This window comes from Vibrio sp. SCSIO 43140 (genome assembly GCF_023716585.1).
GTDB classification, from domain to species: Bacteria; Pseudomonadota; Gammaproteobacteria; order Enterobacterales; family Vibrionaceae; genus Vibrio; species Vibrio maritimus_B.
In genome coordinates this window covers 243,801-269,781 of sequence record NZ_CP071850.1, presented here as the reverse complement: position 1 = coordinate 269,781, position 25,981 = coordinate 243,801, and the positions used below count along the sequence as shown (strand labels likewise).

25 protein-coding genes and 2 tRNA genes are annotated in these 25,981 nt (G+C 47.8%); 14 read left to right on the top strand and 13 right to left on the bottom strand.

Translation table 11 applies throughout. From position 1 onward, the window contains the following. Positions 1-11: 11 nt before the first annotated feature. From J4N45_RS01305 to orn, 3 genes are all read right to left on the bottom strand, one after another. Positions 12-88: transfer RNA gene (locus J4N45_RS01305), tRNA-Met, on the bottom strand. A gap of 43 nt (positions 89-131) precedes the next feature. Beyond that, positions 132-207, bottom strand: a tRNA-Gly gene (locus J4N45_RS01300). A 175-nt stretch (positions 208-382) separates the two neighbouring features. Next, positions 383-928 (bottom strand): oligoribonuclease, encoded by a 546-nt coding sequence (gene orn / locus J4N45_RS01295; RefSeq protein ID WP_042478877.1) that lies wholly within the window; start codon positions 926-928, stop codon positions 383-385. 99 nt (positions 929-1,027) lie between these two features. On the opposite strand from orn, the gene rsgA reads away from it, so the two are divergent. The 4 genes from rsgA to J4N45_RS01275 all read left to right on the top strand — a co-directional run bounded on the left by rsgA (position 1,028) and on the right by J4N45_RS01275 (position 5,821). Continuing rightward, positions 1,028-2,083 carry a small ribosomal subunit biogenesis GTPase RsgA gene (gene rsgA, locus J4N45_RS01290; RefSeq protein WP_252013169.1) on the top strand — a complete coding sequence of 352 codons (1,056 nt, stop codon included), beginning with the start codon at positions 1,028-1,030 and terminating at the stop codon, positions 2,081-2,083. Between the two features lie 133 nt (positions 2,084-2,216). Continuing rightward, the gene (asd, locus tag J4N45_RS01285) at positions 2,217-3,122 is read left to right on the top strand and encodes an archaetidylserine decarboxylase (RefSeq protein WP_252013167.1); all 906 of its coding nucleotides are present in this window, start codon (positions 2,217-2,219) and stop codon (positions 3,120-3,122) included. A 217-nt stretch (positions 3,123-3,339) separates the two neighbouring features. Continuing rightward, positions 3,340-4,755, top strand: coding sequence for an SLC13 family permease (locus tag J4N45_RS01280; RefSeq protein ID WP_234494667.1), 1,416 nt, complete (start codon positions 3,340-3,342; stop codon positions 4,753-4,755). Between the two features lie 151 nt (positions 4,756-4,906). Beyond that, entirely contained in the window at positions 4,907-5,821 is a 915-nt protein-coding gene (locus J4N45_RS01275) for a DMT family transporter (protein ID WP_042478873.1), read from the top strand. Positions 5,822-5,842: 21 nt separating this feature from the next. On the opposite strand, the gene epmA is transcribed toward J4N45_RS01275, so the two are convergent. Further along, positions 5,843-6,814: an elongation factor P--(R)-beta-lysine ligase gene (gene epmA / locus J4N45_RS01270; RefSeq protein WP_252014629.1), complete on the bottom strand. Its 972-nt coding sequence runs from the start codon at positions 6,812-6,814 to the stop codon at positions 5,843-5,845. A gap of 250 nt (positions 6,815-7,064) precedes the next feature. On the opposite strand from epmA, the gene frdA reads away from it, so the two are divergent. From frdA to frdD, 4 genes are read left to right on the top strand one after another with little or no spacing between them, the layout of a single operon-like run. Then, the gene (gene frdA, locus J4N45_RS01265; protein WP_252013165.1) at positions 7,065-8,888 is read left to right on the top strand and encodes a fumarate reductase (quinol) flavoprotein subunit; all 1,824 of its coding nucleotides are present in this window, start codon (positions 7,065-7,067) and stop codon (positions 8,886-8,888) included. Beyond that, on the top strand, positions 8,888-9,628 hold the full coding sequence (locus tag J4N45_RS01260) for a succinate dehydrogenase/fumarate reductase iron-sulfur subunit (RefSeq protein WP_042478869.1): 741 nt from the start codon (positions 8,888-8,890) through the stop codon (positions 9,626-9,628). The genes frdA and J4N45_RS01260 overlap by 1 nt, the downstream gene beginning before the upstream one ends. A gap of 1 nt (position 9,629) precedes the next feature. After that, a complete protein-coding gene (gene frdC / locus J4N45_RS01255) occupies positions 9,630-10,013 on the top strand; it encodes a fumarate reductase subunit FrdC (protein ID WP_234494670.1) in 384 nt (127 codons plus the stop codon). A gap of 10 nt (positions 10,014-10,023) precedes the next feature. After that, the gene (gene frdD, locus J4N45_RS01250) at positions 10,024-10,386 is read left to right on the top strand and encodes a fumarate reductase subunit FrdD (protein ID WP_234494672.1); all 363 of its coding nucleotides are present in this window, start codon (positions 10,024-10,026) and stop codon (positions 10,384-10,386) included. Between the two features lie 67 nt (positions 10,387-10,453). Here frdD and J4N45_RS01245 read toward each other — a convergent pair whose 3' ends face one another. Next, a complete protein-coding gene (locus J4N45_RS01245) occupies positions 10,454-11,869 on the bottom strand; it encodes an SPFH domain-containing protein (protein WP_252013163.1) in 1,416 nt (471 codons plus the stop codon). A gap of 290 nt (positions 11,870-12,159) precedes the next feature. Between J4N45_RS01245 and J4N45_RS01240 the strand changes: the two genes are divergently transcribed. Next, positions 12,160-12,855 (top strand): VV20781 family protein, encoded by a 696-nt coding sequence (locus J4N45_RS01240; protein ID WP_252013160.1) that lies wholly within the window; start codon positions 12,160-12,162, stop codon positions 12,853-12,855. A gap of 91 nt (positions 12,856-12,946) precedes the next feature. On the opposite strand, the gene efp is transcribed toward J4N45_RS01240, so the two are convergent. Continuing rightward, positions 12,947-13,513, bottom strand: a complete 567-nt coding sequence (efp, locus tag J4N45_RS01235; protein WP_042478865.1) for an elongation factor P — start codon at positions 13,511-13,513, stop codon at positions 12,947-12,949. A gap of 33 nt (positions 13,514-13,546) precedes the next feature. On the opposite strand from efp, the gene epmB reads away from it, so the two are divergent. Continuing rightward, on the top strand, positions 13,547-14,569 hold the full coding sequence (epmB, locus tag J4N45_RS01230) for an EF-P beta-lysylation protein EpmB (RefSeq protein WP_252013158.1): 1,023 nt from the start codon (positions 13,547-13,549) through the stop codon (positions 14,567-14,569). A gap of 101 nt (positions 14,570-14,670) precedes the next feature. Next, positions 14,671-15,129: an MgtC/SapB family protein gene (locus J4N45_RS01225; RefSeq protein ID WP_252014628.1), complete on the top strand. Its 459-nt coding sequence runs from the start codon at positions 14,671-14,673 to the stop codon at positions 15,127-15,129. Positions 15,130-15,186: 57 nt separating this feature from the next. On the opposite strand, the gene J4N45_RS01220 is transcribed toward J4N45_RS01225, so the two are convergent. The 3 genes from J4N45_RS01220 to J4N45_RS01210 form a co-directional block, all read right to left on the bottom strand. Further along, positions 15,187-15,750 carry a VC2662 family protein gene (locus J4N45_RS01220; protein WP_252013156.1) on the bottom strand — a complete coding sequence of 188 codons (564 nt, stop codon included), beginning with the start codon at positions 15,748-15,750 and terminating at the stop codon, positions 15,187-15,189. Between the two features lie 187 nt (positions 15,751-15,937). Then, positions 15,938-17,575, bottom strand: coding sequence for a chaperonin GroEL (gene groL, locus J4N45_RS01215; RefSeq protein ID WP_042478861.1), 1,638 nt, complete (start codon positions 17,573-17,575; stop codon positions 15,938-15,940). 68 nt (positions 17,576-17,643) lie between these two features. Further along, positions 17,644-17,934, bottom strand: coding sequence for a co-chaperone GroES (locus J4N45_RS01210; RefSeq protein WP_031493033.1), 291 nt, complete (start codon positions 17,932-17,934; stop codon positions 17,644-17,646). 232 nt (positions 17,935-18,166) lie between these two features. Here J4N45_RS01210 and J4N45_RS01205 point away from each other — a divergent pair, with 232 nt between their 5' ends. After that, a complete protein-coding gene (locus tag J4N45_RS01205; RefSeq protein WP_252013154.1) occupies positions 18,167-19,513 on the top strand; it encodes an MATE family efflux transporter in 1,347 nt (448 codons plus the stop codon). A gap of 53 nt (positions 19,514-19,566) precedes the next feature. Here J4N45_RS01205 and cysE read toward each other — a convergent pair whose 3' ends face one another. The 4 genes from cysE to J4N45_RS01185 form a co-directional block, all read right to left on the bottom strand. After that, the gene (gene cysE, locus J4N45_RS01200) at positions 19,567-20,388 is read right to left on the bottom strand and encodes a serine O-acetyltransferase (protein WP_128649662.1); all 822 of its coding nucleotides are present in this window, start codon (positions 20,386-20,388) and stop codon (positions 19,567-19,569) included. 40 nt (positions 20,389-20,428) lie between these two features. After that, positions 20,429-21,451, bottom strand: a complete 1,023-nt coding sequence (gene gpsA / locus J4N45_RS01195) for an NAD(P)H-dependent glycerol-3-phosphate dehydrogenase (RefSeq protein WP_252013152.1) — start codon at positions 21,449-21,451, stop codon at positions 20,429-20,431. Between the two features lie 189 nt (positions 21,452-21,640). After that, a complete protein-coding gene (gene secB / locus J4N45_RS01190) occupies positions 21,641-22,108 on the bottom strand; it encodes a protein-export chaperone SecB (protein ID WP_042478856.1) in 468 nt (155 codons plus the stop codon). Between the two features lie 157 nt (positions 22,109-22,265). Next, positions 22,266-22,700: a rhodanese-like domain-containing protein gene (locus J4N45_RS01185; protein ID WP_128649664.1), complete on the bottom strand. Its 435-nt coding sequence runs from the start codon at positions 22,698-22,700 to the stop codon at positions 22,266-22,268. A 410-nt stretch (positions 22,701-23,110) separates the two neighbouring features. Here J4N45_RS01185 and gpmM point away from each other — a divergent pair, with 410 nt between their 5' ends. Then, positions 23,111-24,643 carry a 2,3-bisphosphoglycerate-independent phosphoglycerate mutase gene (gene gpmM / locus J4N45_RS01180; RefSeq protein WP_042478852.1) on the top strand — a complete coding sequence of 511 codons (1,533 nt, stop codon included), beginning with the start codon at positions 23,111-23,113 and terminating at the stop codon, positions 24,641-24,643. 198 nt (positions 24,644-24,841) lie between these two features. Continuing rightward, on the top strand, positions 24,842-25,972 hold the full coding sequence (locus tag J4N45_RS01175; protein WP_252013149.1) for a murein hydrolase activator EnvC family protein: 1,131 nt from the start codon (positions 24,842-24,844) through the stop codon (positions 25,970-25,972). Positions 25,973-25,981: the final 9 nt, after the last annotated feature.

Sequence of the window (25,981 nt, the reverse complement as noted above, 5' to 3'; positions counted from 1 at the left end):
CATAAGAGAATTGGTTGCGGGGGCCGGATTTGAACCGACGACCTTCGGGTTATGAGCCCGACGAGCTACCAAGCTGCTCCACCCCGCGTCCGTAATCATCATTTAAGGCATGATGAAAGCGCCTATCAAACTGGAGCGACACACGAGGTTCGAACTCGTGACCTCAACCTTGGCAAGGTTGCGCTCTACCAACTGAGCTAGTGTCGCATTGAACGTCTTTCGTCGTTCAGGGCTGCGAATTATAAGAGCATTTTTTTGTGATGCAAGTCCTTATCAGCAAAAAAATGATCTTTTTTCCCGTTTGATGAAAAAGCACACAATTTTGCGATGACTTCTTATCTTTCGCAGCTCAAAGTCATTGTTTTTAACAAGTATTCAACGATCAAATAGTGAAAATGGTTTCACGATAGAACTTAAGCTCAGCGATCGATTCTCGAATATCATCTAGCGCTAGGTGCGTACCCTGTTTAGTAAAGCCATCAAGCACCTCAGGCTTCCAGCGACGAGTCAGTTCTTTAATCGTGCTGACATCGACGTAACGGTAATGGAAGTACTCTTCAAGTTCTGGCATGTGTTTATACAAGAAACGACGATCTTGACCGATACTGTTGCCGCAAATAGGCGACTTACCTTTTGGTACCCACTTTTCCAAAAACGCGATAGTTTCACGGATCGCACTCTCCTCATCGTGGTCGCTTGCTTGAACACGAGCCACCAACCCACTCGCTGTGTGAGTATTGGTGCACCAGTCATCCATCTTCGCTAGTTCACTTTCTGGTTGATGGATGGCGATTACCGGTCCTTCAGCCAAGATATTCAACTCACTATCGGTCACAATGCTCGCGATCTCGATGATTTTGTGTGTCTCAGGATCCAGCCCGGTCATCTCCAGATCAACCCAGATCAAATTGTCATCGCTGAAAGACATAACGCCCTCGTCTATTTGTTTTCTGTCAAAAGAGGTACTATACCGAAATTAAATTCAGTAACCAAAATGGTTTGATGCGAATCGCATCAATGAAATATCGTGGCGAAAAAGAAAAAACTGACCAAAGGTCAAGTGCGTCGTGTACGCAGCAACCAAAAGAAGAAGCTAGCAAAAGAAGAAACCATCCAGTGGGATGAGACCATGCTTGGCAGCGTCAAGCAGGGGCTAGTGATCACTCGATTCGGTCAACATGCTGATATCGAAGATCTTGAAACCAAAGAAATCCATCGCTGCAACTTGCGTCGTGGCATTGAATCCTTGGTGTCTGGCGACCGCGTGAAATGGCGCATTGGTCTGGAATCAATGCACGGGATCTCCGGTGTCGTCGAGGCCGTTGAACCAAGAAGCTCGATGCTGACGCGCCCAGATTACTACGACGGCCTCAAGCCCGTCGCCGCTAACGTTGATCAAATGGTTATTGTGTCAGCAGTAGTACCAGAGCTTTCACTGAATATCATCGACCGCTACCTTATCGCCTCGGAAACACTTCAGATTGCTCCATTAGTCGTGCTAAACAAGATTGACCTACTTCCAGAAGAGAGTCGCGACGAGTTTTACGAGCTGTTGGAGGTGTATAAAAACATCGGCTACAAGGTGCTACTCGTCAGTAAAGAATCTGGTGAAGGCATTGCGGAGCTTGAAGCTCACCTCAAAGACAAAATCAACATCTTCGTTGGTCAGTCTGGCGTAGGTAAATCTAGCTTGGTCAACGCACTCATGCCAGAGCTTGATGTGGAAGAAGGCGCGGTTTCTGAAAACTCAGGCCTAGGTCAGCACACCACGACAGCCGCTAGACTTTATCACTTCCCTTCCGGTGGTGATTTGATCGATTCTCCAGGGGTTCGAGAGTTTGGTTTGTGGCACTTAGAGCCGAGCGAAGTCACTGAAGCCTTTGTCGAATTCAGACCTTATCTGGGTGGATGTAAGTTCCGCGATTGCAAGCACTTGGATGACCCTGGCTGTATTTTGCGTGAAGCAGTGGAAGATGGAAAAATCGACCCGGTTCGATTTGATAACTATCACCGCATCATTGATAGCATGGCAGAAGGTAAAGCCAACCGTCAGTACTCACGGAACAAGAAAGCCGATCTGTAGTTCATGATAAAACTCGGACTGGTTTAACACTCTGTCCGTGTACTTGTCACAATTTGCTGACATTTGAAGCGATTTCCATTAGTATCTCGCGCCCTGAAGTAATATCAATCAATTAACGTTGGAATTTTAGACAATGGATAAGATTAAAGTTGGACTGCAATACTGGATACCTCAACATGGGCTAACGCGCCTAGTAGGTAAGCTGGCATCAGCAAAAGCTGGCGGTCTAACAACAGCGATCATTCGTTGGTTTATCAAGCAATATAACGTCAACATGGATGAAGCGCTGCACAGCGATCCAAAGCACTTCAAAACGTTTAACGAGTTTTTCGTTCGTGAGTTAAAGCCGGGTATGCGTCCTATCGCCGAGGGCGAGTCAGTGATCGCTCACCCAGCGGATGCGTGTGTGAGCCAGTTTGGACCTATCACCGACGGTAAGCTTATCCAAGCGAAAAACCATGACTACACCGCTCAAGAACTACTAGGTGGCAGCCCAGAGCTTGCAGCCGAGTTTGCTGAAGGTGAGTTTGCGACTCTGTACCTATCTCCACGTGACTACCACCGCGTTCATATGCCGTGTGATGGTACACTGCGTCAGATGATTTACGTGCCAGGCGACTTGTTCTCTGTAAACCCTCTAACGGCTGAGAACGTACCCAATCTGTTCGCTCGTAATGAGCGAGTGGTATGTATCTTCGATACCGAGTTTGGTCCTATGGCACAAGTACTGGTTGGGGCAACCATCGTAGGTGCTATCGAGCTCATCTGGGCCGGTACGGTAACTCCACCACGTGGTAATACCGTTTACACTTGGGACTACCCTGCTGAAGGCGACAAAGCGGTTGTACTCAAGAAAGGTGAGGAAATGGGCCGCTTCAAGCTTGGCTCTACCGTCATCAACCTGTTTGCTAAAGACGCCATTCGTTTTGATGAGACTATGGCCAACAATGCGCCGACGGTAATGGGCACACCTTACGCACACGCAGTGAAACCAGAAGCTCAAACTGATTCTGATAGCGAGTCAGAAAGCGAAGCTTAACAAAAGAAAACGGCGCTAAGGCGCCGTTTTTATTGGCAAAAAGATCGTGCTACCCGCCGCTTTCCTTGCTCAAATACCGACGCGATTTTTGATACAAAGCAAAACACCATTCAAATCTTCCCTCGACTTTTCAAAACTTTAACGCCAGTCTAAGACCAAACGACGTTTATATTTTAACCTAGGTGGCAGTCTAACTTTTAACCCTGGTGCCGCGCCTATGCCGAAGATGAATCGCGGGACACTAATCAGGCTGCTGATCTGCTTCTTAGTGCCCCTTGGCGTCTTAATGATGCCAATTGATTGGATTCCAATCGATGACCTCACGTTGATCCAACACCGTCTGTTGGCAATATTCTTGCTCGCAGCCCTACTTTGGGTACTGGAGCCTGTCCCTGTTTTTGCTACCTCCATTCTGATTATTGCACTTGAGCTTGTGATGATTTCAGATAAAGGGCTGCATCTATTCCGTACACCACCAGCCGGTCATGATATTGGTGAGTTATTGGTGTATACCGATATCTTTAGTGCTTTCTCCTCACCGATAATCATCCTCTTCATGGGTGGTTTTGCTCTGGCTATTGCGGCTTCCAAATATGAATTGGACAACAACTTAGCCCGTGTACTTTTGCGCCCTTTTGGTGACCAACCCAAATTCATCATGCTTGGACTGATGCTGATTACTGCCGTGTTCTCGATGTTTATGTCTAACACGGCGACGACCGTCATGATGCTGGCTCTGCTTGGCCCCATCGTCGCCTCCGCCCCTAAAGGGGACCTTGGCATCAAGGCGTTGGTCCTCTGTATTCCGATTGCCGCCAATACTGGTGGCATTGCAACGCCAATAGGCACACCACCTAACGCTATCGCCTTGCAATACTTAACTGGTGAGAACACGATCGACTTCTTGCAATGGATGATGATGGGGCTCCCCTTCGTGATTATCCAACTCACTATCGCTTGGTTCCTACTGCAAAAGCTATTTCCATCCTCAGAAGGAAAGATGGTGCTCAAGCTCGAAGGCAAGTTCCAGCGTAATTGGCGAGCCATGGTCGTGTACGCCACCTTTGCAGCGACTATTTTATTGTGGATGACCACAAAGCTTCACGGCATGAACACCTATGTTGTGTCCATTATCCCACTCGCCGTGTTCACCCTGACGGGCATCATGGGCAAAGAGGAACTCAAGCTGATTAACTGGGATGTACTCTGGCTAGTTGCCGGTGGTATTGCGATCGGTATTGGTTTGGATAAAACGGGGCTCGCAGAAGCGCTCGCTCATGCCATCGATTATGAATCTTTGTCTCCATTTGCCGTAGTGATTACCTTGTCTATAGTCTGCTGGTTAATGGCAAACTTCATGTCTAATACCGCAACCGCTAACTTGCTCATGCCAATTGCCGCAGCGATTGGGGCATCAATGGAAAGCTTGGCAGCCATTGGTGGCTTGCAAGGCTTACTCGTTGTGGTCGCCTTCTCTGCATCACTTGGCATGATCTTACCTGTTTCGACACCGCCTAACTCTCTCGCCTATTCGACAGGGCTTATTGAGAGTAAAGACATGGCGAAGACCGGTCTTATCATAGGTATCATTGGTCTGCTTATCGTCTACGCGGCAATGCTAATACTGACCTAGGCATCCCTCTACATTCAAACCAGAAATCCTCTCGCTAACGTGAGAGGATTTCAATTGCACTTTCTCACACCTCATAGTAAAACCTAGTTAAATCATTAATTAATCACTTATGCCCGCGTCGTCGGGTATCAAACACGCACTAGGGATAGCAATGGGATTTGAATGGCTGGCTCTTATCGCCGCATTTTTGTGGGCGGTCTCAAGTATTATTTCAGTCAAACCAGCTAAACACCTTGGTTCGTTTTCTTATAGCCGTTGGAGAATGGGCTGTACCGCGTTCATACTCTCTTCGATGGCGGCGATAACGGGTGGCTGGACAAGTGTCGAATCGGTACACATCACCCCAATGATGCTGTCTGGTCTTATCGGTATCTTTATCGGTGATACCGCTCTGTTTGCTTGCTTAAATCGAATGGGACCAAGGCAGGCTGGGCTTCTGTTCTCTTGCCATGCGGTGTTTTCTGCGGTACTGGGCTACTTCCTGTTTTCAGAAACTATGTCACCACTGGAACTACTTGGATCTGCTCTGGTGTTCTCTGGTGTCGCCACAGCGATTTTCTTTGGTCGTAAGAGCTCTAACAAACAGACTGGCTCACAAAACAACAAAGCATCCGAGCTTGAAACCATCAAAGGTAATGTTTGGTTTGGCGTTGGACTCGGTATTACAGCGGCACTGTGTCAGGCATTAGGGGGCATAATTGCTAAACCTGTCATGCAGACCGAGATTGATCCTGTCGCCGCTTCTGCTATTCGCATGATCACAGCATTCATCGCCCATAGTCTGTTCCTATTTACAGGTGCCAGACACGCCAAAAGCCTTAACCCTATCAACTGGTCTATCTTTGGCATTACTGCGCTGAATGGCTTCTTAGCCATGGCTGTCGGGATGACCTTGATTCTGTTTGCATTGCAAACGGGGAATGTGGGAATGGTCGCCTTACTGTCATCGACCACACCCATTATGGTTCTGCCGCTACTGTGGATTTATACTAAGCAGAGACCAAACAAATACGCTTGGCTCGGCGCCGCCCTTGCCGTCGCGGGTACCAGCATTTTGGTCAGCTAGCCCAGTTAGTTAAGCTCGAGGTTAAGCTCGAGGAAACGGAAACGCCACAACCTCATCAATATGAGTCGCCCCTAAGGCCAACATAATCAGTCTATCAATACCTAATGCCACACCAGCACATGCGGGCAGACCTGATTTCAGCGCTTCAATCAAATGATAATCAATGGGTTGAGGTGCAAGCCCCATCTTCTCGCGCTTACTATTATCGTCTTTAAAGCGCGCCAATTGTTCATCCGGGTTATCCAGCTCATGAAAACCATTGGCTAATTCGACTCCCTTGAAATACACCTCAAACCGATCCGCGACACGTTCGTCATTTAGGTTCACCTTAGCGAGCGCCGCTTGCGATGCGGGAAAGTCATAAACGAACGCGGGGACTTGTTTACCGATTTTCGTTTCAACACCCATACTAAAGAGCAATTGAAGCAAGGTATCGCGATCTTCTTCTTGATCAGCGATATCACTCAGCCCCAAAGGAGCCGCCGCCTCTTTCAGAGAAGACATTTCGGCCGTTAGTGGGCAAACGCCAAGCTGTGAAATAAACGCCTGTTGATAGGTCATACGCTCAGCTTTAGCACAGTTAAGTACCATCATGAGTAAGTCGTCCATCTCATCCATTAACTGATGATGATCAAACCCCACACGATACCATTCGAGCATAGTGAACTCAGGGTTGTGGTAACGCCCACTCTCTTCGTTGCGAAAAGCTTTGTTAATCTGATAAATCGATCCACTGCCAGCAGCGAGTAATCGCTTCATATGAAATTCAGGGCTCGTCATAAAGTAAAGCTGACGTCCATCCGCGTAGCCCGGGCCAACAAACTCGGTTTTAAAGGTATGCAAATGCACATCGGTCACCGTTGCATGGCTCATTGCAGGGGTATCGACTTCCATTACCTCTCTTGACAGAAAGAAGCTACGAATCGCCTGTATCAGCTCGGCACGCTTTTTAAGTAAAGCCATAGAGGCTGTGGGCTGCCACTGGTTGGTAATCATTATCATGCTCATTAGTTAATGTTATTAATTATTGTAAGTGCGCACTCAAAAGTTCTCAATCACAAGTGATATTAATCACACATCATAGAAATACTATGCCTCGCAGTGCATTACCGAAGCAAAAACCTAACTCAGTCAATTTTTTTGCCATCTCGCTTATCTACACTGATTGCCTAAATAAAAAAGCTTTCAAGCCTTTAACTATAACTCGCGAGCAAAACTCGCTCTCACACACTGGAGGATAACTGTGAAAACAATTACCACAGATATCGCAGTCATCGGCGCAGGCGGCGCTGGTCTTCGTACTGCCATTGCAGCAGCAGAAGCTAACCCAGAAATGGAAGTAGCTCTGATCTCGAAAGTCTACCCTATGCGTTCACATACCGTGGCGGCTGAAGGTGGTTCTGCGGCTGTAATTAAGGATGAAGATAGCCTAGATAACCACTTCAACGATACCGTTGGCGGTGGTGACTGGCTTTGTGAACAGGATGTTGTTGAATATTTCGTTGAAAATGCCACACGTGAAATGATCCAGATGGAACAATGGGGGTGTCCATGGAGCCGTAAAGAAAACGGTGAAGTGAACGTCCGTCGTTTCGGTGGTATGAAGGTAGAACGCACATGGTTTGCGGCGGATAAAACCGGCTTCCATATGCTACATACGCTGTTCCAAACGTCGATGAAGTACGAGCAAATCAAACGATTTGATGAGTACTTTGTGGTTGACCTACTTGTGGTTGAAGGCGAGGTTCAGGGCCTGATTGCAATTCATATGTCTGAAGGTGAACTGGTCACTATCAAGGCAAAATCAGTTGTCCTAGCAACCGGCGGCGCGGGTCGTGTGTATCACTGTAATACTAACGGCGGTATCGTGACTGGCGACGGTATGGCGATGGCGTATCGTCACGGCGTTCCACTGCGTGATATGGAGTTTGTTCAATACCACCCAACAGGTCTACCTGGTACCGGTATCCTGATGACCGAAGGTTGTCGTGGTGAAGGCGGTATCATCGTCAACAAGAACGGCTACCGTTACCTACAAGACTATGGCATGGGCCCTGAAACACCGGTTGGCGAGCCGAAAAACAAATACATGGAACTCGGTCCTCGTGACAAGGTTTCTCAAGCATTCTGGCATGAGCAGCAAAAAGGCAACACCATCAAGCACCCACTGGGCGATGTGGTTCACCTTGACCTTCGCCACCTTGGTGAAGAGTACCTGCAAGAGCGTCTACCGTTTATCTGTGAGCTTGCCAAAGCGTACGTCAACGTTGACCCAGCAAAAGAGCCAATCCCAATTCGTCCAACCGTGCACTACACCATGGGTGGTATCGAAACCAACGGGACTTGTGAAACTCGTATCCAAGGTTTATTCGCGGTTGGTGAGTGTGCGTCTGTTGGCCTTCACGGTGCGAACCGCCTGGGGTCTAACTCTCTCGCTGAGTTTGTGGTCTTCGGCCGTGTTGCCGGTGAGCAAGCGGTTGAGCGCGCTAAAGCGTTCAAGGGCTGGGATGACAGCGCTATCGAAGAACAAGTGAAGGCAGTAGAAGCACGCATTGCCGCGCTAATGGATCAAGAAGGCGATGAAAACTGGGCTGAAATCCGCACTGAAATGGGTCACACCATGGAAGCGGGCTGTGGTATCTACCGCCAAGAAGATCTGATGCAAGCAACGCTTGAGAAGATTGCCGAGCTTAAGCAGCGCTATAAGAAAATCAGCATCAAAGACAAAGGCAAAGTGTTCAACACAGACCTTCTGTACGCCATTGAAGTGGGTTATGGCCTAGAAGTTGCGGAAGCCATGGTTCACTCTGCAATCTTGCGTAAAGAGTCTCGTGGTGCGCACCAGCGTCTTGATGACGGTTGTACTGAACGTGATGATGAGAACTACCTAAAACACTCGCTAGCCTTCTTTAACGAAGATAATGCACCAAGCATTGACTACAGCAACGTTACTATCACTAAGTCGCAGCCTAAGGCACGTCTATACGGTGAGGCAGCTGAAAAAGCAGCAGCAGAAGAAGCGGCGAAGCAAGCCAACAAAGATCAAAATGCGGAGGAGCAAGCATAATGTCAGCAAACCGTATTCAGAAAGTGGAAATCCTGCGCTACGACCCAGAGAAAGACGCAGAGCCGTATTTCCAAACCTTCGAAGTACCGTTCGATGAGACCATGTCTGTGCTCGATGCGATTGGTTACATCAAAGACCACCTAGACAAAGATCTGTCTTACCGCTGGTCTTGTCGTATGGCGATTTGTGGCTCTTGCGGCATCATGGTGAACGGCGTGCCAAAACTGGCGTGTAAGAGCTTCCTCCGTGATCATCAAAATGGTCTGAAGATTGAGCCTCTTGCGAACTTCCCAATCGAGAAAGACTTGATTGTCGACATGACGCCGTTTATCGAGCGCCTAGAAGCCATCAAGCCATACATCATTGGTAACGACCGCAAGCCAGAAGACGGCACCAACATCCAAACACCTGAGCAAATGGCGAAATACAAGCAGTTTGCTGGTTGTATCAACTGTGGTCTTTGCTACGCGGCATGTCCTCAGTTTGGTCTAAACCCTGAGTTCATCGGTCCTGCGGCGCTCACGCTGGCGCATCGTTATAACCTCGACAGCCGTGATAATGGTGCGGCTGAACGTATGAAGATGATCAACGGTGAGAACGGTGCATGGGGCTGTACGTTTGTGGGCTACTGTTCTGAGGTTTGCCCGAAGAACGTTGACCCTGCCGCGGCAGTAAACCAAGGCAAAGTGGCGTCTTCACAAGACTTCGTTATTGCCATGCTAAAACCACAGGAGGCATAAGATGAGCAACAGAAAACCTTATGTTCGTGAAATGAAGCGAACTTGGTGGAAAGATCACCCATTTTATCGCTTCTACATGCTACGTGAAGCCACCGTACTGCCACTGATCCTATTCACGATATTCCTGACATTTGGTCTAGGTTCGCTAGTGAAAGGCCCAGAAGCTTGGCAAGGCTGGCTAGACTTTATGGCTAACCCAGTGGTTATCGCGATCAACATCGTGGCACTTGCGGGGAGCCTGTTCCACGCGCAAACCTTCTTCAGCATGATGCCACAGGTAATGCCAATCAAACTGAAAGGCAAGCCAGTCGAGAAGAAGACCATTGTCCTCGCTCAGTGGGCGGCGGTTGCGGCTATCTCACTAGTTGTTCTCATCATTGTATAAGGAGTGAATCGTGATTAATCAAAACCCAAAACGCTCTGACGAACCAGTATGGTGGGGACTATTTGGTGCCGGTGGTACATGGTTTGCCATGATCACCCCTGTGACAGTACTCGTGCTAGGCATCCTAGTACCAATGGGCATTATCAGCCCAGAGGCGATGAGCTATGAGCGTGTGGCTGATTTTGCTACCAGCATCATCGGCGCGCTATTTATTATCGCTACCCTAGCACTGCCAATGTGGCATGCAATGCACCGTCTACACCACGGTATGCACGATCTTAAGATCCATGCGGGTGTGGTTGGTAAGATTGCTTGCTACTTTTTTGCAGCGCTTATCAGTGCACTGTCGGTTATCTTCATTTTCATGATCTAATCGCTCGGTAAAGAAAAGGCCGATGAGCAGTTAAGCTCATCGGCCTTTTTTATGTCTTGCGTTAAGACTACTGCTCAGCGGCTAATTGCTTGGTCTGGTTCATCAGCCCTAGAGCGCCAAAACCGGTAATCACATCTAGGTTGGTCGTCAAACCTTGCTCTTGTCCACCGCCAATGTAGTTTTGCGGCATTTGCACCTGGAAGTTAGTTAAGTTGTTGTAGAGCGAGTTCGCCACATCTCGATTGAGCTCAGCCAGGTACACCTCGTGATTAGCCCCCAACGCGGCGTATTTTGCTTTCAGTACCTCCGCTTCTGCGCGACCTTTCTCCAAAATCGCCTTAGCTTCAAACTCTGCTGACAACGCATTGGCTTTTTGAATCGCTAGGTTAGCCTCTGCAATGGCTAGCTCTTTCTCTTTATCTACCTCAGCCAGACGCTTAGTTTTCTCAACTTCTACGATTTCCCGCTCGGCAATTTGTCTAGCAACTTCAACTTCTTTTTGCTGCGAAATGATCGCCAACTCTTTCTGACGCTGCGCATCTTGAACTTCACGCGTACGTTGGATCTCTTTACGCAGTTGCTCCGTTTCGGCTTGAGCCTTTGACGTTTCTTGCTCTTGGATTGCGCGAATACGATCGGCAACCAAACGCTTTTTGTCGGCAAGTAACTGATCAAGCTGCTTTTCCGGTTGTGGGTCACCAATCGTAACCTGAGTTACCTGAATACCGTATTGCTGCAACGGGTTATCTTGACGTATCGGCTGACCCGTAGAGTCTGCAACGGGCACCGTTTTCCAGACTAACTGTTTAGTTCTCTGCAATTGATTGGCATTCGATTGATCTACCCCAACAGGAGCCAGATCCATCTCCTCCACTTCAACCTGTCTACGCTCTGTCAGGTAAATACCTTCACGCAACTGATCGCCAAGCTTAGACTTGAACTGGTTGAGACCACCTTGGAAAAACTCTTCACCCGTGTATTGGGTCGCGGTTATCACGGTTACATTGCGCGCATTTTTGACCAGAAGCGCATCGATTAAGTTGCTGTTATTTCGAAATTCTCGGTGCATTTTCTTCATTGCTTCCGGATCGTTACTCAGCTTAAAGCGAAATGTGACCGGTATTTGACCTATGTAGGTATCGGCAAATCTCACCTGAATCGGATCTTGTGCTTGAAGTCGCTGATACAAGTTCTCTTCGATGCTATTGCCAAAAGAGACCGTGATGACTTGATCATACTTAGTGATCTTTGACAGGAACGGCATTCGAAAATGAATCCCCGGCTCTGTAAAGACATCCAACTCGCCCGTTAGGTTATTCTGATGGACGTAGCTGTAACCGGCATCCGTCATTAACACGGAACTGTTCACCGTTAGCCCCACTGCCAGAATCGGCAATGCATAGACCATGGCTTTGATCCCATTGTGTAGCCATTTACGACGTTCAGTTATCTTCAGACTCTCTCCTATTCCACGACTTTCCATGTATATCTCCTGTTTGTTGTCGTTGCGAAAATTTGACTTCAAAATATGCAACCAATTGACAACGCAATTAATGTATCAAAATGTTAACTGATGTAAAAATCGAATAATTCGCTTATATAACAAGGAATGGCCGAAGTAATTAGCAATTGAGAAAGTTGCGAGCCAGTAGACGCCATATGGACTCAGTGAACATTCGTGTGACACGGTAAGCGCGTGTACATACCCATACATTGTTACCGACACTCTATCGATAAAATCATCAGCGATTTATAACAACAAGAGATGTAACAATGAAAAAGTCTATTTGCGCACTACTGATTTCCAGTGCGCTGTTTGGGTGCGGTTCTACTGTCATGATGAAAAAATCGGAAGCGGTGGCTGCACAGCCTGAGCTACTGCTCAAGACCGACGGATCTTTCTGGGGATTTGGCCCAGAAGGCACCTTCGATATCGCGGGACGCTACCACGGTAAGTACTCCCGTAGCGCATCAACCAGTTCTTGGTTCAACACCATCAATACTAAAGATGGTGAAATGGTCGCTGAAGTCACACGCAATGATAACGGCGAAACCTGGACCCTAGTTTGTAGTGGCGGTGGTACCAGTGTTGATATTGGTAGCTTCTCATTTGGTGGCAATGACCCGTACATCTGCCAAATCAGTGAGCAAGGCGCTAACATTGGCGAGTATAAGATGGAACGCAAGTCTGAAGCGATCAGTCTCTCTACCGCAAAAAAAGAGCACGGTTTTATCCGCCTTGGCAGCACACATTTCAATGTCGCTTCGGTACACGATGGTGAAGGGCTAATGATGAGCGTTGATAATCCACTTGGTTATAGCTTTAGTCGTGGCAGCGTAGAGGTTGCTGCGGCGCAAACCAATGGCAGTATCACACTGCAAACCCTCTCTGGATTACCAGAAGCAGAAATGGACACCTTGGCACTAGGCACCGTCGCCAGTGCTCTGAGCTGGCGACCTGAAGAGTAATCCCCTCAAACTCAAATAGTCAGCGCTAAGTTGCCGATACAAAAAAGGTCGCCCTTGGGCGACCTTTCAAATTCTTAAGTATCTCTATTGATTACTTAACGCGACCTACGTATTCCGCAGTACGAGTATCAACTTTGATCACTTCACCAATCTGGATGAACAGCGGTACACGTACCACAGCGCCAGTTGTTAGTGTTGCAGGCTTACCACCAGTACCTTGAGTATCACCTTTCAGACCTGGATCCGTTTCTGTTACTTCTAGCTCAACAAAGTTAGGCGGAGTCACAGTAATTGGGTTACCATTCCAAAGAGTAATCATACAAGTGTTGTTTTCTACCAACCATTTCGCGTTATCGCCAACCGCTTTAACGTCTGCAGCGATTTGTTCGAATGTTTCGCTGTTCATAAAGTGGTAGAATTCACCATCTGTGTATAGGTAATCTAGGTCGATATCCATCACGTCAGCAACTTCAACAGTTTCGCCAGACTTGAAGGTTTTCTCTAGAACTTTACCAGACAGTAGCTTACGAATTTTAACGCGGTTGAACGCTTGACCTTTACCTGGCTTCACGTATTCGTTTTCTAGAATTACGCAAGGCTCGTTGTCCAGCATTAGTTTAAGACCGCCTTTAAATTCATTGGTGCTAACAGTAGCCATTGTATCCTCTTAGTGTTCTTCGAGTTAAATTTAATGTCGCCTATCATAACCCGAAATCTTGTTTCTGTTGAGCAAAACTGGCTCAAACAGCTATCGAATGCGATCTCAGACCCTTACAAACTGCTTGAACAGTTAGAAATTGAGGCGACCCCTTGGGAAAACGGACTCAAAGCAAGACGATTGTTTCCCATGCGCGTTCCTCAAAGCTTTGTCGATCGCATGGAAAAAGGCAACCCGTACGATCCTTTGCTTAGACAGGTGCTGCCCCTCAGCCAAGAGTTTGAGGTCCATGACGGCTACTCAGAGGATCCTCTTGAAGAACAAGACAATGCCGTACCCGGCTTGCTCCACAAATACCGCAATCGCGCTTTAATGATTGTCAAAGGTGGCTGCGCCGTGAACTGTCGCTACTGCTTTCGCCGCCATTTTCCGTACGACGAGAACAAAGGTGGCAAAGGCAACTGGCAACTGGCGCTCGACTACATCGCTGACAAGCCGGAGATTGATGAGCTCATCTTATCTGGTGGCGATCCATTGATGGCCAAAGATAGTGAACTTCTTTGGCTGATTGAGCGTGCTGAACAGATCCCACACCTTAAAACGCTTCGAATTCATTCTCGCCTTCCGGTCGTGATACCAGCGCGAATTACAGAGCAGCTTTGTGACATGCTAGCCAACACTCGCCTCAATACTGTGCTGGTCACTCATATCAACCATGCCAACGAGATAGATAATGAGCTCAAGCTAGCGATGGCGCGTATTAAAGCTAGCGGTACGACACTTCTCAATCAAGGCGTACTGCTCAAAGGAGTCAACGATAGCGTGGAGGCTCAGTTCGAGCTCAGTCACGCGCTGTTTGGCGCAGGAATTCTGCCGTATTACCTGCATGTACTCGATAAAGTGCAAGGTGCAGCGCATTTCTACGTCAGTGATGAACAAGCGAAAGCGATCATCCAAGGTCTGATTGCTCGTGTTTCAGGGTACCTAGTACCTAAGCTCACGCGAGAAGAAGGCGGTAAGGCGAGTAAAACGCCACTTGATCTGCATCTCGAGTAATTTTTTCCGTCTCGACAAAATGATTTTGTTCGATCAGGCGGTCTTTTAGTCAGATACTGCGCTTTTTAGGAGGCAATGTGGAACTGACACAACTACTCGATATGGGACCATTCTCATGGCAAGCTTTGGGAGCCTGTGTTCTCAACGGTGCACTGGTGGGTCTTGAACGACAAACTCGTGGTAAGCCAGTAGGTATTCGCACCGCTATCTTAATCGTCTCTGGTACTTACCTGTTTATGTCCATGGCGGTATCGCTCTCCCCTAACACGCTCGATCAAGCGCGCGTACTCGGTCAAATCATTACTGGTGTGGGCTTTTTAGGCGCAGGGGTAATGATGACTCAAGACGGTAAAATCCATGGGGTGACGTCGGCTGCGGTGATCTGGGTGTTGGCCGGTCTCGGCATGATGATAGGGCTGGGGCATCACAAAGAATCGGTGATCTTAACGGTGTTAGCACTAACGGTACTACTTGGTGTCGATAAGATTGAGAGCAGCTTTAAGAGCTTGCGACGTGGTGTGCACCAAACCATGAAAAACCGCAATCGCATGAGAAAGTAAAAAGCCCTGCTTGTGCAGGGCTTTATCGACTTTTAGCACTCTAAGCTAGAGTCAAAATTACTTCGCAAAGTTGATGATCGGGAAGCACTTGAAGAAGCCGTTGTCAGCACAGTTGATTAGACCAATCTGTACGCCATCAATGTTGTTTGTCTTGTTGAAAAGACCAAACTGGAAGTTAGACTTGTTTGAGAAGCTCGCGATACCAACGTCTGCCATTGTGTAGCCTTCAGAGTAGTTCACCGCACTCCAGTTAAGACCTTTCACATCGTTAGTGACGTTCACTGCTGCAAGGTTAACACCTGTCGTTTTACCTGTGTTCCAGTTGAAGATACCTAGAGACGCACCTTTCATTTCTTGCGTTACTTTAGAAGCACCAAAGAATAGACCGAAGTTCACACCCGTTGTACGCTGAGTTTCAGACATACCTAGTACAGAGAAGTCTACACCTTTAACTTCGTTCACTTGACCGTGAAGAACCGCTAGACGTACCCCACCTACTGCATTTGCATCAGGTGCGTTGAAACCGTTTAGTGATGAGAACATCACTGGGGTGCTTTCTGCTAGCGCCAATGGTGATGCCATTGCTGCTGCCACTGCTAGTACTGCTACTGCCTTTTTCATAATAGTCTCCACTGACTTTTTTTTGTTATCGACTGATAAGTGTAGGTGATGCTAGTGACGCTGACCATATGTTTTGTCAGGGTTTTGTCATATCCTGCAACACTCTCACGAAACATTGGTTAATTATGAAGCAAGCACAAAAAAAGCCGAAGGTTTCCCTTCGGCTTTGTCAGAATCGTCTGATGGATTACATCATACCTGGCATGCCACCCATACCGCCCATATCAGGCATAGCTGGTGCGTCTTTCTGAGGTACGTCAGTCACCATCGCTTCTGTTGTGATCATCAGACCTGCAACTGATGCTGCGAACTGAAGTGCAGAGCGAGTTACTTTTGTTGGATCTAGGATACCCATTGCGATCATGTCGCCGTACTCACCTGTTGCTGCGTTGTAGCCGTAGCTGCCTTCGCCTGCTTTCACGTTGTTTGCAACCACAGACTCTTCGTCACCTGCGTTTGCAGTGATTTGACGAATTGGTGCTTCCATAGCGCGAAGTGCAACGCGGATACCCACATTTTGTTCTTCGTTAGCACCTTCAAGACCTTCCACTTTTGACGCCGCGCGAATAAGTGCAACACCACCGCCCGCTACTACGCCTTCTTCAACCGCTGCGCGAGTTGCGTGTAGTGCATCTTCAACGCGGTCTTTCTTCTCTTTCATTTCAACTTCAGTTGCTGCGCCAACTTTGATTACCGCAACACCGCCAGCTAGCTTAGCTACGCGCTCTTGAAGCTTCTCTTTATCGTAGTCAGACGTCGCGTCTTCGATTTGTTGACGAATTTGAGTTACACGGCCTTGAATCATCGCTTCTTCACCCACGCCATCGATGATAGTCGTGTTTTCTTTAGTGATAGAAACGCGCTTCGCTTGACCTAGGTCTTCTAGCGTTACTTTCTCAAGGTCTAGACCGACTTCTTCAGAGATCACGGTACCAGCAGTTAGAACAGCGATATCTTGAAGCATAGACTTACGACGGTCACCGAAACCAGGCGCTTTAACAGCCGCTACTTTCACGATGCCACGCATGTTGTTCACAACGAGCGTTGCTAGTGCTTCACCTTCTACGTCTTCTGCAATGATAAGCAGTGGACGAGATGCTTTAGCAACCGCTTCTAGTGTTGGAAGTAGCTCACGGATGTTCGATACTTTCTTGTCAATAAGAAGGATGAATGGGCTCTCTAGATCAACAGAACCCGCTTCTTGGTTGTTGATGAAGTATGGAGATAGGTAACCACGGTCGAACTGCATACCTTCAACCACGTCTAGCTCGTCTTGTAGAGCCTGACCTTCTTCAACCGTGATAACACCATCACGACCTACTTTTTCCATCGCTTCAGCAATGATGTTACCTACGCTCTCATCAGAGTTCGCAGAGATAGTACCAACCTGAGCAATCGCTTTAGTATCTTCACAAGGAACAGACAGCGCTTTTAGCTCTTCAACCGCAGCGATAACTGCTTTGTCGATACCGCGCTTAAGATCCATTGGGTTCATGCCAGCAGCAACGGCTTTTAGGCCTTCGTTTACGATAGCTTGCGCTAGAACTGTTGCTGTTGTTGTACCGTCACCAGCAGCATCGTTCGCTTGAGATGCTACTTCTTTAACCATTTGCGCGCCCATGTTTTGGAACTTGTCTTCAAGCTCGATTTCGCGCGCTACAGATACACCATCTTTAGTGATAGTTGGTGCACCGAAAGATTTATCTAGAACTACGTTACGGCCTTTAGGACCTAGTGTTACTTTTACTGCATCCGCTAGAACGTTTACACCTTCTAGCATTTTAACTCGTGCGTCGTTACCAAACTTAACGTCTTTAGCAGCCATTGTTATTTCCTTATCTAAATTCAGTGGATAGCTTGTTTAGAGTAAAAAATTACTCAACGTCTACTTAATTATTCAACGATAGCCATGATGTCATTTTCAGACATGATCAGAACTTCTTTACCGTCGATCTTTTCTGTCTTAGTGCCGTAGCCTTCAGCAAAGATCACCGTATCACCTACTTTCACGTCTAGCGGCTGTACCGTACCGTTTTCTAGGATGCGGCCTTTGCCCACAGCCAAAACTGTACCACGTGTTGATTTTTCTGCCGCAGAACCAGTTAAAACGATGCCACCAGCAGATTTAGATTCAACTTCTTGGCGCTCAACGATAACTCGGTCGTGTAGAGGACGGATATTCATCGGTCGATTCTCCTGATTATTTTCCATTTAGCTTATTAGGTTGCCTTCAAGGCCTTGTGTTGAATATGTTGGGGGCATTTTTGACAATCCCAAGGGGAAGATGCCAAAAAATTGTGACAAAAATAACGAAATTTAAGATTGGGTTGCGAAAGCTGGGCTGCTGCGAGCCCGTTGTCGCACCAACTGGTTAATTACTGTATTCTAGCCACCTGTTTACCAAGCTTAGAATGCCATGCAAGACAAACACGGCCTGCTGTCCGCGCCGATATCCACTGTGCTTCGAAATATGACCGTGCCTATGGTCTTTGGCATGGTGGCGATACTGGCATTCAACCTTGTCGACACCTTCTTTATCTCGCTGCTTGGAACCCAAGCCCTCGCAGCCATTAGCTTCACTTTCCCTGTGACCTTTGGTGTTAACTGCATCACCATGGGCATTGGTATGGGATTGTCCACCAATATCGGACGCCTACTTGGTCAAGGGAATACGCAACACGCAGCCCGTTTCTCAACACATGGTTTATTGCTAGCTGTGGTTTTAGTCATGCTAGCTTCCACCTTGGGTCTCTACACCATCGAGCCACTATTCAAACTACTGGGTGCCAGCGATGACATTATTCCGCTGATCCGAGAGTATATGGTGATCTGGTACTTCACTGTGCCACTGTTGGTGATTCCGATGGCGGGCAACAGCGCTATTCGAGCCACCGGCGATACCAAAACACCGGCTAAGATCATGATGCTGTCTGGCTTTATTAATGGCCTTCTCGACCCACTGCTGATTTTTGGTATCGGTCCATTTCCTGAGCTCGGCATTCAAGGTGCAGCGATTGCGAGTGGTATCGCGTGGCTTGGGGCACTTACTGGCTCTCTGTATGTACTCACCAAGCGAGAAAAACTCCTCGGCCAACTCAAACCTTCGCAGATTTGGCAAGATTGGATAGCAATACTGCGCATTGGCATGCCTTCTGGTTTATCGACGGCGATGTCGCCCATCTCAGGGGCAATCTTAATGAAGATGCTCTCTGTTCATGGTACGGCCGCTGTGGCAGCCTATGGGGCGGCGCAGCGTGTTGAGTCGATTCTTATCTTAGTGCTGATATCACTCAGCTCGGCCCTCACGCCATTTATGTCGCAAAACTTTGGTGCCAAGCAAGCCGACCGCAGCTTTGCTGGACTGTTCCTGAGCATGCGTTTTTCGTTGTTATTTCAATTGCTGGTCTTTGTGATGATGGTGCCGCTCAGCATTCCAATCTCTGCGTTATTCTCTCAAGAGCAAGCGGTGCGAGATATCCTTTGGCACTACCTGCTCGTCGTGCCATTTAGCTACGGCTTTCAGGGCATCATCATGATGCTTGGTAGTGGCATGAATGCGCTGCATGAGCCCAACAAAGCATTTATGTGGAGTGCCATGAGGCTGTTTTTGTTTACACTTCCAGCCGCCGCACTGGGTAGCATGCTATATGGTGTTGAGGGAATGTTTATTGGTGTGGCTTTAGGGAATGTCGTTGGTGGCGTGCTTGCCTACTTGTATGCACTGTCGGTTAGGCGAAAACATCTGCCTTCACTGGCCAAATAGACAGAAAGCCAAGGCACTGCCTTGGCTTTTTAGCATTCTGCTTCGGTTATCGGTTAGATACCATCGCCGCCCATAAAGGTCTGTGACTTGCCATTAAACTGCTGATCCATGTCCAGAGATGGCATATCCGTTTTAGGCTTACCAACAATTTTCGCAGGTACACCCGCTGCCGTAGTATGAGGAGGGACAGGCTGAAGCACCACTGAGCAAGAGCCTATTTTGGCACCTTTACCCACTTCGATATTGCCGAGGATCTTAGCACCAGCACCAATCATCACGCCTTCGCGGATTTTAGGATGTCGGTCACCACATTCTTTACCTGTACCACCCAGTGTGACGTTCTGTAGGATAGAGACATCATTCTCCACCACCGCCGTTTCACCAATAACGATGCCCGTCGCATGGTCAAGCATGATGCCTTTACCGATACGCGCTGCCGGATGGATATCCACCTGACACGCTACTGAGATTTGATTCTGAAGATACGTCGCCAAAGCGTTACGCCCCTGAGACCAGAGCCAGTTTGCGACTCGATAACCTTGCAGGGCATGATAGCCTTTTAGGTATAGAAGCGGCATTGAGTACATGGATACCGCAGGATCTCGATTCACTGTTGCACAAATATCACACGCCGCTGCATCGGTAATGCTCGGGTCAGCATTAAATGCTTGCTCAACCACTTCACGCACAGCCATAGCCGGCATTGACGCTGTCTTTAGCTTGTTAGCAAGGATGTAGCTTAGCGCTGCTCCAAAGCTTTCATGGTTAATTATGGTGGCATGATAGAAGCTGGCCAGCATCGGCTCTTGTTCCGCAGACTCACGGGCTTCTCTTACAATGCACTCCCAGACATTTTGTTTTTCACAGTGTTTCATTTTCGGTCCTACGATGAATACTCAATCATCCGTCGAGCGATTATTGCTGCTCGGCTTTTTTATCCCTAGCGAGTAGATCTTGCGCCGCAAGGCGCGCGTCCTTTCCTTGATACAATACTTGATAGATTTGGTCAACAATTGGCATCTCTACACCCATGCGTTGAGACAACAACCACACCTCTTTGGTATTGCGATAGCCTTCCACTACCTGACCAATTTCGGTTTGTGCGGTATCGACATCCTTACCTTCGCCCAGCGCAAGACCAAAGCGACGGTTGCGCGATTGGTTATCGGTACACGTCAATACCAAATCGCCCAGGCCTGCCATTCCCATAAAGGTATCAGGCTTAGCGCCGAGCGCTGCACCCAGGCGAGTCATCTCCGCGAGACCACGAGTGATAAGTGCGGTACGAGCATTGGCACCAAAGCCAATGCCATCCGACATACCCGCGCCAATCGCGATGACGTTCTTCACGGCGCCGCCAAGCTGCATACCAGTGAAGTCATCGTTGGCATAGACGCGGAATGTTTTGCTGCAGTGGATCTTTTCTTGTAGATCCGCCACAAACTGCACATCTGGAGAGGCAACGGCGATCGCCGTCGGTAGGCCAGCTGCCAGCTCTTTAGCAAAGGTTGGGCCTGATAGTACCGCTAGCGGGTAATTCTCACCAATGATGTCGTGTGCTACATCTTTAAGTAAGCGCCCTGTCTCCGGCTCAAGCCCTTTCGTCGCCCAGCAGATACGACTGTCTTCTCTGAGGTGTGGCTTAATGCTGTTGAGCACGATACCAAACACATGGCTTGGGACCACAACCAGTAAGTCACGACTCGCCTGAACCGCTTTCTGCAGATCCGATTCAACAATCAAAGACTCTGGAAACTCAATGCCAGGCAAGAACTCATGGTTTGCACGATCGGCTTCTAGTTTTGCCATGTGTTCAGGTTCGTGTCCCCAAATCACCACATTCGCACCGTTTCTCGCTAGCGAAATCGCAAGCGACGTGCCATAAGAGCCAGCACCAATAACGGTCATTGCGATTTCTTTTCCATATGCGTTATTCATAACACCACCTAATTTGTCGGTATGATTATGTTTCTTTGTTATACCCAAGTGACCCTAAAAGCGGCAATCTCTCGAGATGACTTGGGTATAAGTCTAAACCTGTATAAGCAAATAAAAAATGCACATCGCGGCGCGCTGTGCATTTTCATTACATAGACTCGTTAACGCAGAATCAGTCTGCGAAGGAGATTAAGCTTCCGCTTGACCTTCTTGCTGAGCTTGCTGCTGTAGGTAGTTCATGAACAGTGCGTCAAAGTTAACTGGCGCTAGATTCAGTTGAGGGAACGTACCTTTCATCGTTAGGCTTGAGATAGTTTCACGAGCGTATGGGAATAGGATGTTCGGGCAGAATGCACCTAGGCAATGTGCAAGTTGACCAGCTTCCATTTGCTCTGCAGTGAAGATACCACCTTGTTGTACTTCACATAGGAATGCAGTTTCTTCTGCATTTTTCACTGTCACTGTCAGGCGAAGAACAACTTCGTATACGCCTTGACCTAGTTCACGGCTTTGAGTGTCAAGATCTAGCTTAACATCAGGGTTCCAGTCTTTCTGGAACATATCTGGCGAGTTTGGCGCCTCAAATGATACGTCTTTTAGAAAGATACGTTGGATTGAGAAGTTTTGTTGTGCTTCTTGTGGAGCTGCTTCAGCCATGATGATTTCCTTAAATACGTCTAAATTTGTCAAAACGTTAATGAGTTTTCTTGCAGACTAGCCGAGCCAATGTTTGATGACTAGGCGAGCCGTGAATTCCGTGGCATTTATCACATCCCTTAGTCATAACTGCCGCGAAATTACTCAAAATTCTGTGTTACTTCTTGCCTTTGATCAGCGGTAGGTTTGCTTCGCTCCAAGCCACTAGACCATTTTTCAGCAAGTAAACCTTTTCAAACCCTGCTTTTGCAAGCAAGTTCGCGCTCTCTTGCGCCGTTTGACCAGTCTTACATACCACAATGATTGGGTCTGATTTGTGGTTTTCAAGGCTGCCGAAAGAACCCGCTTTGATATCTGAAGGTAAAACGTGAAGTGCGTCAGTAATGTGACCACGTTTGAATTCGTCTTTTGAACGAATATCCACCACGATGCCATTCTCACGGTTCATCATGTGTGTGACTTGTGCTGCAGAGACTTCTTTATATGCTGCGTTCGCTGATTTAAAGATGTTAGCGATCAGAGCAACAAATAGTGCAACCCACACTAGCGACATGATCATGTTTTGTTGAAAAAATTCTAAATACTCTTGCATAGCTTGCGCTCTTAGATAGTTGAACATTAAATCAGTCGAGGAGTATAGCGGCTTAGCCTCGCCGTGGCGAGAGGGGAAAATGTTTCGAACGGAGAATTGGGATCCTTCTCCTCGCCTTGCCTGGCAATAGCGGCGCTAGACACTATTGCAGAGATAGAAAAAACCGATTAGTCAAAGCGACTGAACAAGGCGTATTAATAGAGATAAAGCCGAGGTATCTCACGATAATAACGTCTATGATTACCTCACAAAGAACATAAACAGACGAATTAGCTAGATAAAACTGTAACCCAGCAACGGTAATCACAAACATTATTTGATCTGCCACTACAGTTATGGGTAAAAAGTGTAGTAAAATTACGCTAATTTGTTTTCTGTAAAGTTACTATCGATTTGACGAGGTTATAACTATGTCAGCTAAGAAGCCAATGGCTCTAGTGATTCTTGACGGTTGGGGTTACCGTGAAGACAACGCAAGCAACGCAATCAACAACGCAAAAACTCCAGTAATGGATGGCTTGTGGGCAAACAACCCACGTACTCTTATTTCGGCTTCTGGTATGGACGTAGGTCTACCAGACGGTCAAATGGGTAACTCAGAAGTAGGTCACACTAACATCGGCGCGGGTCGTGTTGTTTATCAAGACCTAACTCGCATCACTAAATCAATCGCTGACGGTGAGTTCTCTCAGAACGAAGCGCTTGTTGCCGCTATCGACAAAGCAGTCGCAGCAGGTAAAGCGGTTCACCTAATGGGTCTTATGTCTCCAGGTGGTGTTCACTCTCACGAAGACCACATCTACGCAGCCGTTAAAATGGCAGCAGAGCGTGGCGCTGAGAAAATCTACCTACACTGCTTCCTAGACGGCCGTGATACACCGCCTCGTAGCGCTGAAGGTTCACTAAAGCGTTTCGACGAGCTATTTGCTGAGCTTGGCAAAGGCCGCGTAGCGTCTCTTGTTGGTCGTTACTACGCAATGGATCGTGATAACAACTGGGATCGCGTACAAGTTGCTTACGACTTACTGACTCAAGGTAAAGCTGAGTTCACTTACGACAATGCAGTAGCAGGTCTTGAAGCAGCTTACGCTCGTGAAGAGAACGATGAGTTCGTTAAAGCAACAGCTATCAAAGCAGAAGGTCAAGAAGACGCAGCGATCCAAGATGGTGACGCAGTTATCTTCATGAACTACCGTGCTGACCGTGCACGTCAAATCACTCGTACTTTCGTACCTGAGTTTGATGGTTTTGAGCGCGCAGTATTCCCAGCGATCGACTTCGTCATGCTAACGCAATACGCAGCTGACATCCCGCTATCTATCGCTTTCCCACCAGCGTCTCTTGAGAACACGTACGGCGAGTGGCTATCTAAAGCAGGTAAGACTCAGCTACGTATCTCTGAAACAGAGAAATACGCACACGTGACGTTCTTCTTCAACGGTGGTGTTGAGAACGAGTTTGATGGTGAAGAGCGTCAGCTCGTTGCTTCTCCAAAAGTAGCGACTTACGACCTACAGCCAGAAATGAGCTCTGAAGAGCTAACAGAGAAGATGGTTGCGGCTATCAAGTCTGGTAAGTACGACACTATCATCTGTAACTATCCAAACGCAGACATGGTTGGTCACACAGGTGTTTACGAAGCTGCTGAGCAAGCTATCGAAGCTCTTGATGCAAGCGTTGGCCAAGTAGTAGACGCGATCAAAGAAGTGGGCGGTCAAATGCTGATCACGGCTGACCACGGTAACGCTGAGATGATGGTAGACCCAGTGACTGGCGGTACGCACACTGCTCACACTAACCTACCAGTACCTCTAATCTACGTAGGTGACAAAGCGGTTGAGTTCAAAGAAGGCGGTAAACTGTCTGACCTTGCGCCAACAATGCTAGCGATGACTGACATGGAAATTCCAGCAGAGATGTCTGGTGAGATCCTAGTTAAGTAATTGCCTTTCGCAGTCATGAAAAACGCCGATGTTTTCTACATCGGCGTTTTTGTTTGCTTGCGCCTAAGGTGCCATGTGTGGATATAATGGCAACATCACTTTAGAGGTGCGGATTGCGAACAGCTATAGTGAACTATCAATCAGTTATGATTACTATTGAATGAGCAAACTCGTGTCGCTGCGTGTAGTGGAATTAGGATGAAACCAAACAGAATTAGGCTTTTTACCCCTCGTTTGTCTGCACTGGTCGTGTGTTTAGGGCTCGCTTTACCCAGCGCTCATAGCCTTGCTAACCAAAATGAACTCACAGGTGTAAAAAGTGAGATAAGTCGTCAGCAAAAATCACTATCTGCGCAGCAAAAAGAGCTCGATACACTGCAAAAATCCCTGCGTGAGCAAGAGATTGGCATTTCTAATGTCGAGAAAGAAATCAAAGCAACAACGGCAGCGCTTGCTCAAGCCAACCGCAACCTAGATGGGTTTCATAGCCAAGTTGAGGCACTAACACAGCAAAAAGAGCAGCAACAAAAGGTGCTCGCTGAACTGGTACAAACCTACTACATCACCAAGCAAAATAACTCCGCGTCTGGTGTGCTTAGTACAGACCCAGACCAAGACCGTATCAGTCAATACTATCAACATCTAGCGAAGGCCCGCGCCGAAACACTGGAACAACTTGCCGAGACCGAACGCAAGCTAGCGGAAAGTGAGCGAGCGTTGGAGCTTGAGCGCAATCAGATCGCTCAGCTTCTAGAGCAACAAAAAGCCAAGCGTGACACCTTAGCTAAGAATCGAAGCAGCCGACAAAGCACGGTAAGCAAAATTCGCCGCAGTATCTCCAGCGATAAAAATTACCTCGCAGAGCTACAGCGCAATGAAACTAGACTAAAAGCGGAAATCGCCAAAGCGGCGAAGCGCAACCAAGTACCGATGGATGGTCTTGCTCGTCAAAAAGGTCGTCTTCCATGGCCAGTAAAAGGCAAGGTGCTACATAGCTTTGGTACCAAGCAAACCGGACAAGTCAACTGGAAAGGCATGGTCATCGCTGCCAACTATGGCGACTCGGTTAAGTCAGTTTACTCTGGTACCGTGGTATTCGCCGACTATCTGCGCGGCTATGGACTCGTAGTTCTGCTCGACCATGGTAAAGGCGATATGACGTTATATGGCTACAACCAAACCCTACTAAAGAAAGAGGGTGATAAGGTCGCAGCTGGCGAAACCATTGCTCTTGCCGGCGATACAGGCGGTCAAGACAGCTCATCCCTCTACTTTGAGATCCGCCGTAATAGTAAAGTCCAAAACCCGAAAAGCTGGTTAAAGCGCTAGCTCAGTACC

Coding starts and splice junctions, on each gene's coding strand:
- orn (WP_042478877.1), bottom strand. CDS start 928: ATGTCTTTCAGCGATGACAATTTGATCTGGGTTGATCTGGAGATGACC.
- asd (WP_252013167.1), top strand. CDS start 2,217: ATGGATAAGATTAAAGTTGGACTGCAATACTGGATACCTCAACATGGG.
- J4N45_RS01280 (WP_234494667.1), top strand. CDS start 3,340: ATGCCGAAGATGAATCGCGGGACACTAATCAGGCTGCTGATCTGCTTC.
- J4N45_RS01275 (WP_042478873.1), top strand. CDS start 4,907: ATGGGATTTGAATGGCTGGCTCTTATCGCCGCATTTTTGTGGGCGGTC.
- J4N45_RS01260 (WP_042478869.1), top strand. CDS start 8,888: ATGTCAGCAAACCGTATTCAGAAAGTGGAAATCCTGCGCTACGACCCA.
- frdC (WP_234494670.1), top strand. CDS start 9,630: ATGAGCAACAGAAAACCTTATGTTCGTGAAATGAAGCGAACTTGGTGG.
- J4N45_RS01245 (WP_252013163.1), bottom strand. CDS start 11,869: ATGGAAAGTCGTGGAATAGGAGAGAGTCTGAAGATAACTGAACGTCGT.
- J4N45_RS01240 (WP_252013160.1), top strand. CDS start 12,160: ATGAAAAAGTCTATTTGCGCACTACTGATTTCCAGTGCGCTGTTTGGG.
- efp (WP_042478865.1), bottom strand. CDS start 13,513: ATGGCTACTGTTAGCACCAATGAATTTAAAGGCGGTCTTAAACTAATG.
- epmB (WP_252013158.1), top strand. CDS start 13,547: ATGTCGCCTATCATAACCCGAAATCTTGTTTCTGTTGAGCAAAACTGG.
- J4N45_RS01225 (WP_252014628.1), top strand. CDS start 14,671: ATGGGACCATTCTCATGGCAAGCTTTGGGAGCCTGTGTTCTCAACGGT.
- J4N45_RS01220 (WP_252013156.1), bottom strand. CDS start 15,750: ATGAAAAAGGCAGTAGCAGTACTAGCAGTGGCAGCAGCAATGGCATCA.
- groL (WP_042478861.1), bottom strand. CDS start 17,575: ATGGCTGCTAAAGACGTTAAGTTTGGTAACGACGCACGAGTTAAAATG.
- J4N45_RS01210 (WP_031493033.1), bottom strand. CDS start 17,934: ATGAATATCCGTCCTCTACACGACCGAGTTATCGTTGAGCGCCAAGAA.
- J4N45_RS01205 (WP_252013154.1), top strand. CDS start 18,167: ATGCAAGACAAACACGGCCTGCTGTCCGCGCCGATATCCACTGTGCTT.
- cysE (WP_128649662.1), bottom strand. CDS start 20,388: ATGAAACACTGTGAAAAACAAAATGTCTGGGAGTGCATTGTAAGAGAA.
- gpsA (WP_252013152.1), bottom strand. CDS start 21,451: ATGAATAACGCATATGGAAAAGAAATCGCAATGACCGTTATTGGTGCT.
- secB (WP_042478856.1), bottom strand. CDS start 22,108: ATGGCTGAAGCAGCTCCACAAGAAGCACAACAAAACTTCTCAATCCAA.
- J4N45_RS01185 (WP_128649664.1), bottom strand. CDS start 22,700: ATGCAAGAGTATTTAGAATTTTTTCAACAAAACATGATCATGTCGCTA.
- gpmM (WP_042478852.1), top strand. CDS start 23,111: ATGTCAGCTAAGAAGCCAATGGCTCTAGTGATTCTTGACGGTTGGGGT.
- J4N45_RS01175 (WP_252013149.1), top strand. CDS start 24,842: ATGAAACCAAACAGAATTAGGCTTTTTACCCCTCGTTTGTCTGCACTG.